Below are 6,861 nucleotides of genomic sequence, written 5' to 3' on the forward strand. Positions count from 1 at the left end.
GGTGCGTCCGCGCCACCGCGCTGCCGGTTCAGCGACGCCCAGCGGTACGCGACCGTTGAACCCGGTGCCTGCACATCCACGCTTCGGACAGCGGATGGACAAGGCCAGGACTATTGGAGAGCATCTATTTCATGATTATCCGGTCCGCCACCCCGCCACCGACCACGGAGAACGCGACGCCCGAGCCGACCTCCGACGACCGGCCACCGGCCGATTGGGGTCGATGGCGCTGGGCCCGTTCCGAATGGACCGTGGCGGTACTGGCGAGCCTGCTGCTGGCAGCGGTGCTGACCTGGCCGACGCTGCGGCATCCGGCGAGCACGATCCCCGGCGACCTGGGCGACCCGCTGTTGCAGGCCTGGCAGGTCGCCTGGTCGGGGCACGCTCTGCTCAGCAACCCGGCCGACCTCTGGCACTCCAACACGTTCTACCCCGAGAAGTACACGTACGCCTACAGCGACACCCTGCTCGGCTACGCGCCGATCGGGATGCTCGGGTCCGGCTTCGAGGCCGCCGTGGTCCGGTACAACGTGCTGTACGTGCTGCTGCACGCCTTGGCGTCGCTCGGGGCGTACGCCCTGGCGCGGCAGCTCGGCGCGAACCGGTGGGGCGGGGCCGTCGCCGCGATCGCGTGGGCGTACGCGCCCTGGCGGTTGGCGCACTCCGGGCACCTGAACATCCTGTCCAGCGCGGGAATCGCGCTGTCGCTGGCCATGCTGGCCCGTGGTCACGGCTGGTCGCTGCGCCACGGGTACCGGCCCGAGCTCCGCCGGCCGGGCTGGGCGTTGGCCGGGTGGCTGGTCGCCGCCTGGCAGATCAGCCTCGGCTTCGGCATCGGCCTGCCGCTGGTGTACTTCCTGCTGGCCGCGGTGCTGGTGGCGGCGGGTTGCTACGGCTGGTCCTGGTGGCGGCGGCGGGAGCGCCCGCCGTTCGGCCGGCGGCTGCTGCTCGCGGATCTGCTCGGTGGAGGTGCGTTCGGCGCGGTGACGCTGCTGCTGGGCATGGTCTACCTGCGCGTCGTCGATCTCAACCCGCAGGCCGAGCGGACGCTGGACTGGACGAAGATGTTCTCGCCTCCGCTGATCGGGTTCGTCACCGCGCCAGCGGACTCGTGGTTGTGGGGCGAGCGGCACGCCGCCGCACGCGAACAGTTGTCCTGGCCGCCGGAGATGGCGCTGCTGCCGGGGATGATGCTGATCGGGCTGGCCGCGGCGGGGCTGTTCCTCTCGGTGTATCCGCTGCGCCACCGGGTCGTGCTGGGGCTCGGCGTGCTCGGCACGGTGCTGCTGGGCCTGGGCGCCACCCTCGGCGGTGACGGCGACCCGGGCTACCTGACACTGTCCACGCTCCTGCCGGGCTGGGACGCGTTGCGCACCCCCGGGCGGATGATGCACTGGACGAGCCTGCTGCTGGCGGTGCTGGCCGCCGGCGCGGTGACGGCGCTGGCCGAATCGCTGCGCGAGTCCTCGCCCCGCCAGTGGACGCGGATCCTCACGCCGCTGGTCCTGCTGGTGCCGTTGACCATGGTCACCCTGGAGGGCGTCAACCGGACACCCCACCCGACCGTGCCACAGCCACCGGCGGCGATGCGGACGGTGCAGGACCCGATCCTGGTGCTGCCGGCCGGCAGCGTGGGCGATCTGACGTACATGTTGTGGACGACCGACGGGTTCCCCCGGGTGACCAACGGTCTGGCCGGCTTCGAGCCGGTCAGCCAGGCGCAGACCCGGACCGCGGTGGCGTCGTTCCCCGATGCGGGCAGCGTGGCGTACCTGCGGGGGATAGGCGTGCGGTCGGTGGTGTTCGTGCCGAGCCGCGCCGTGGGGACGCCGTGGGAGGGCATCGCGGCCCGGCCCATCGACGGGCTGGGCATCACCCGGGAGGATCTTGATGGCACGCTGGTCTACCACCTCTGACCGCGCGGGCGACGAGCCGGCCGGCGGCGGATGCCCGGGTACGGGCGGGGCGGGGTGACGACAGTGCGATTGTCAGTCGTGGTGCCCTGCTTCAACGAGGAAGCATCGGTGGAGCGGTTGCACGAGACCGTGTGCGCCGCCCTCGCCGAGCTGCCCGACGTGGACGTCGAGGTGGTGTACGTCGACGACGGCAGCGAGGACGGCACCCTCGCGGCGCTGCGCCGGCTCGCCGCCGCGGACCCCGCTGTCTGCTACACGTCGCTCAGCCGCAACTTCGGCAAGGAGGCGGCGATGCTCGCCGGGTTGCAGCGGGCCACCGGCGACGCGGTAGTCATCATGGACGCCGACCTGCAGCATCCGCCGCGGTTGCTGCCCGAGATGGTGATGCTGTATCAGCAGGGCTTCGACCAGGTGATCGCCCGTCGGGACCGGCGCGGTGACCGGTTCGTGCGGATGGTCGCCTCACGGTCCTTCTACCGCCTGATCAACTGGTGGATCGACGTGCGCCTGCAGGACGGGGCGGGTGACTTCCGTCTGCTGTCCCGACTGGCGGTGGACGCGATCCTGGCGATGCCGGAATACAACCGCTTCTCCAAGGGACTGTTCTCCTGGATCGGCTTCCGGACGGCGGTGGTGGCCCACGCCAACGAGACCCGGCAGTCGGGGCGGAGCCGGTGGACGTTCGGCAAGCTCTTCAACTACGCGTTCGACGGCCTGCTGTCGTTCAACAACCGGCCACTGCGCCTGGCGATCTACGGCGGCCTGTTCCTCACCCTCATCGCGCTGGTCTACATGGCCTGGGTGGTCGCGGACGCCGTCGAGAAGGGCATCGACGTTCCCGGCTACACCACCATCATCGTCAGCGTGATCGGGCTCGGCGGCATCCAGATGACGATCCTGGGCGTGATCGGGGAGTACATCGGCCGGATCTACTACGAGACCAAGCGCCGACCGCACTACCTGGTGCAGGAGACCGAGCACCTGCTCGCGGAGAACGGCGAGGCGCCACGGCTGCCGGTCTCGCCCGCGCCACGCTCGGCCGTACGCGGCCAGCGGACGGTCCCGGCCCGGGAGGACTCCCTCGGTCGGACTCCCGCCCCCCACCGGCGGGAGGCCCACGACCGCGACATCGGCTGACCGGGACCGGCGGGTGTCGGGCGTCCGCCGGAGTGGAGTCGGTCAGCGACCGCAGGACCGGCACGCGCTGCGGGTGCGCAGGTGGTAATCGCTGGACGCGGCGAGGAGGCCGAGCCCCAGGAGGCAGTACGCCGACATGGCCACCCAGAGGAACAGGTCAGAGAACTCGCCGGCCGATCCCGATGCCACCTGCGTCAGCCCCATTCCGAAGTAGGCCACGACGCTCGCCCCGAGCCCGAAGCCGGGCACCAGCAACAACCGTCGGGGGATCGTGCGGCCGGCGAGCAGCGGCACCCATCCCGGCCAAACCTCACCCCAGTGCCGCACCAGTGCCAGCGGCAGCAGCACCCCGGCCAGCACCAGACCGATCTCCAACCCGATCACCGAGGCATCCTGCGTGAGACCGTCGAAGCCCACCACCGCCTGGGCCACGAACCGGGTCACGAGGCCGGCCACCGCCACGTACGCGGCCCAGCGTGCCCACGGCGCGGGTGCCGAGCGCTGCTGGCCGGGTCGGACCATCCGGCAGCAGTCCGGGCAGTCGCCCCGGGTGCGCCGCTGGTAGCGGGCGGTGGCCAGGCCGAGCAGCACCGCTCCGGTGACGCACCCGAGTCGGCTCGCGAACGCCACCGGATCGAAGGATGGGCCACGGGCGAACAGCAGGAGGCTCACCAGCTCCGGCAGCAGGATCGCGGCGGCCGCGACCAGCGCCCCGCCGAGGGCCCAGGCGAATCCCGCGAGCATCGGCCGCCAGGTCGTCGCCCGGTCCAGCGCCACCGCCGCCGCGCCTGCGGCCAGGCACAACACCACCGACCGCCAGCCGGTGAAGCCGAGCAGGTCGGATCCGAACGGGCCGAACTCCGGCGCCTCTCCGACCGTCCACGCCAGACGTACGCCGCCATAGGCCACGGTCCAGGCGAGTACGGCGTACGTCAGGCGGTTGCCGCTCCTGCGCGCGATCGCTGTCGGTGTCGTCATGCGTCCGATCCTCGCGGGGCTCCGACCGGAGCGGTCCCCTCCTGTCGGGGAAGGCGCTCCCCGCAGGGAGGGAGTCGTGGTGATCGATCTTGATCCGGCGGCCGTTCCCCCGTACGCTCGGAGCATGGTTGAACATGTTCAAAAACTGGTGCCGACCGAGAATCGACCGTGAAGATCGTCATTCCGGGCGGCACCGGCCAGCTAGGCGCGATCCTGGACCGGGCGTTGACCGCGCAGGGTCACGACGTGGTGCTGTTGACCCGCTCGCCCAGGGGTGCGCGTCAGGTTCGCTGGGACGGCGCCACGCTCGGCGACTGGGCCCGGCAGATCAACGGCAGCGATGTGGTCATCAATCTGGCCGGGCGCAGCGTGAGCTGTCGGTACACCCCGGAGAACCTCGACGCCATGATGCGCTCACGGGTGGAGTCGGCGCGGGTCGTCGGCGAGGCCATCGCCGCGGCCGACCGGCCGCCCAGGGTGTGGATGCAGATGAGCACCGCGACCATCTACGCGCACCGCTTCGACGCCGCCAACGACGAGCGCGACGGCGTGCTCGGCGGCGGCGAGCACGGTGTGCCCGGGTACTGGTCGTACAGCGTCGCTATCGCCCAGAACTGGGAGGCCGCGCAGGAGCGGGCGGCGACTCCCCACACGCGCAAGGTTGCGCTGCGCTCGGCCCTGGTGATGAGCCCCGACCGCGGTGGCGTGTTCGATGTGCTGAGCTGGCTCGCGCGGCTCGGGCTCGGCGGCTCGGTCGCGGGCGGTGGGCAGTACGTCTCGTGGATCCACGACCAGGATTTCGTCCGCGCGGTGTGCTTTCTGATCGACCGCGACGACCTCGCCGGGCCCGTGAACCTGGCCGCGCCCGGCGCGGTGCCACAGCGGGAATTCATGCGGGCGCTGCGGTCGGCCTGGCGGATGCCGGTCGGCCTGCCGGCCACCAGGTTGATGGCGGAGGTCGGCGCGTTCGTGCTCCGGTCGGACACCGAACTGCTGTTGAAGAGCCGGCGCGTCGCCCCGGGCCGGCTCTCCGCCGCGGGCTTCACGTTCGATCATCCGTGGTGGCCCGATGCAGCCGTGGACCTGGCCCTGCGACGCCGGCACGCTGGCGCGGTGGGGCGTGGGGGAGCGCGCGGTCGCTCACACCCCCACGCCCGGTCGCCGCGCGACCGACCCCCGGGGGCGGTCAGAGAGTGAACACGAGGGTCGAGATGCTGCGTGCGCCGACGTTGATGGTGGCCTGTCCTCCGTTCACGCTGGTCGGCTGGCTGGCCGCGTTGGCGTTCTGCGAGGTGAGGTAGTACTCGGCCCTGCTGACGTTCTGCGGCGCCTGGATCACGGCGTTGTTGACCGCGCTGTTCGACCGGTTGAGGATCACCAGCGTGATCTTGCCGTCGCCCTGGTAGGCGGTCACCTCCAGCGGCGAGGCCTTGGAGCTCTTGGTCAGGGCCACCCGTTGATAGCCCGGCCGGACGTACTTCGCGTACTGGGAGAACGCGTACCCGCGCTTGAGCGGAGCGCCCGCGGTGGTGCCGTAGGCCGCCTCGCCGTCGCCGATGAAGGAGTAGTAACGCTTGCCGTACCACCAGATGTAGGCGCTCCAGTTCGACTCCATCGACTTGTGCACCGTGCGCATGATGTCGTCGAGCGTCTCGTTCCAGACCGCCAGGTTGGCGGGGTTACCCCAGATGTTGGAACCGCCGCCGTCCGCCTCGTGGTAGTTCCACTCGGTCATCCAGACCGGCTTGTTGTACTGGGCGGCCAGGGAGTACGGCGCCAGCCGACCCGCGGCCTCGGTGCCGTACAGGTGGCCGCCGATGTAGCCGATGTTGTTCCGGGCGGTCGCGTCGTTCAGGGTCGGATCGGTGTAGCCGTAGTTCATGTTGACCGCCTCGGCGACCATCAGCTTGCTGTTCTGCACCTTGGTGCCCTGATCACGGACGAAGTTGCGCAGCTCGGTGCCGCTCCAGTCCATCGAGTCGTAGTCCGGGTGCCAGTCCGGCTCGTTCTGCACCGACGTGACGTCGATGGTCACGCCCTGGCCGCGCATGTACTGGACATAGCTGTTCAGATGGTTCGCGTAGTCGTCGTAGTAGTCGGTCTTCAACTTGCCGCCGTTGGTTCGGCTGTTGTTGGTCTTCCACGCCGCCGGCGCCGTCCACGGTGAGGCGAGGATCTTCACACCGGACCCGTACGACTTCGCCGTCTTCAACGAGTTCACGTGGGTCGACCATTCGCTGGACACCGGTGAGAGGCCGGTGCGCACGATGGACAGCCCGAGCTGGTTGGCACCCATCCCGACCAGCGTCTGGGTGTCGGTCGTCGACCAGGCGCTGCCCCAGATGGACTGCGCGGCCCCGAACCCGTCGATCGTCTGGTACCGGGTGGCGCTGTTCACCGTGATGTCCGCCGGCCCGGTGGGCGGCGGAGTGGTGGGTGGCGGCGTGGTCGGCGGCGGTGTCGTCGGGGGTGCCGAGGTCGGCGGCGGTGTGGTCGGTGTCGTGCCGCCGGTGCAGGTCACACCGTTCAGCGCGAAGCTGGACGGATCGGGATTGCTGCCCGTCCACGAGCCGTTGAACCCGAACGATGCCGTGCCGTTGGTGGGGATGGCCCCGTTGTAGCTGACGTTCTTGGCGGTGACCGCGGCGCCGCTCTGGGTCAGAGTCGTGTTCCACGCCTGCGTGACCGTCTGGCCAGCGCTGTAGGACCAGGTCAGCGTCCAACTGCTGACCGCGTCGCCGAGATTGGTGATGGTGACGTTCGCGCCGAAGCCGCCCTGCCACTGCGACGACACGGCATAGTTCACCGCACAGCCGGCGGCTGCGGCGCC

The 6,861-nt window shown here is 70.5% G+C and carries 5 protein-coding genes; 3 read left to right on the plus strand and 2 right to left on the minus strand.

Features of this window, described 5'->3' with window-relative positions; genetic code table 11:
• Window positions 1-131 precede the first annotated feature (131 nt).
• Together AB0J68_RS23490 and AB0J68_RS23495 are read left to right on the plus strand one after the other, a co-directional pair.
• A complete protein-coding gene (locus AB0J68_RS23490) occupies window positions 132-1,916 on the plus strand; it encodes a hypothetical protein (protein ID WP_363940482.1) in 1,785 nt (594 codons plus the stop codon).
• A 54-nt stretch (window positions 1,917-1,970) separates the two neighbouring features.
• Window positions 1,971-3,053 carry a glycosyltransferase family 2 protein gene (locus AB0J68_RS23495; protein WP_363940483.1) on the plus strand — a complete coding sequence of 361 codons (1,083 nt, stop codon included), beginning with the start codon at window positions 1,971-1,973 and terminating at the stop codon, window positions 3,051-3,053.
• A 42-nt stretch (window positions 3,054-3,095) separates the two neighbouring features.
• Here AB0J68_RS23495 and AB0J68_RS23500 read toward each other — a convergent pair whose 3' ends face one another.
• Window positions 3,096-4,031 (minus strand): hypothetical protein, encoded by a 936-nt coding sequence (locus tag AB0J68_RS23500; RefSeq protein WP_363940484.1) that lies wholly within the window; start codon window positions 4,029-4,031, stop codon window positions 3,096-3,098.
• Window positions 4,032-4,199: 168 nt separating this feature from the next.
• On the opposite strand from AB0J68_RS23500, the gene AB0J68_RS23505 reads away from it, so the two are divergent.
• A complete protein-coding gene (locus AB0J68_RS23505; RefSeq protein WP_354855482.1) occupies window positions 4,200-5,228 on the plus strand; it encodes a DUF1731 domain-containing protein in 1,029 nt (342 codons plus the stop codon).
• Here AB0J68_RS23505 and AB0J68_RS23510 read toward each other — a convergent pair.
• Window positions 5,218-6,861 (minus strand): cellulose binding domain-containing protein (locus AB0J68_RS23510; RefSeq protein WP_363940485.1); only part of this gene is annotated, 1,644 nt, incomplete at its 5' end. The two genes, AB0J68_RS23505 and AB0J68_RS23510, sit on opposite strands and share 11 nt — an antisense overlap.

It is taken from the genome of Micromonospora sp. NPDC049580 (assembly GCF_040675595.1).
Classification (GTDB): Bacteria; Actinomycetota; Actinomycetes; order Mycobacteriales; family Micromonosporaceae; genus Micromonospora.

Coding starts and splice junctions, on each gene's coding strand:
- AB0J68_RS23490 (WP_363940482.1), top strand. CDS start 132: ATGATTATCCGGTCCGCCACCCCGCCACCGACCACGGAGAACGCGACG.
- AB0J68_RS23500 (WP_363940484.1), bottom strand. CDS start 4,031: ATGACGACACCGACAGCGATCGCGCGCAGGAGCGGCAACCGCCTGACG.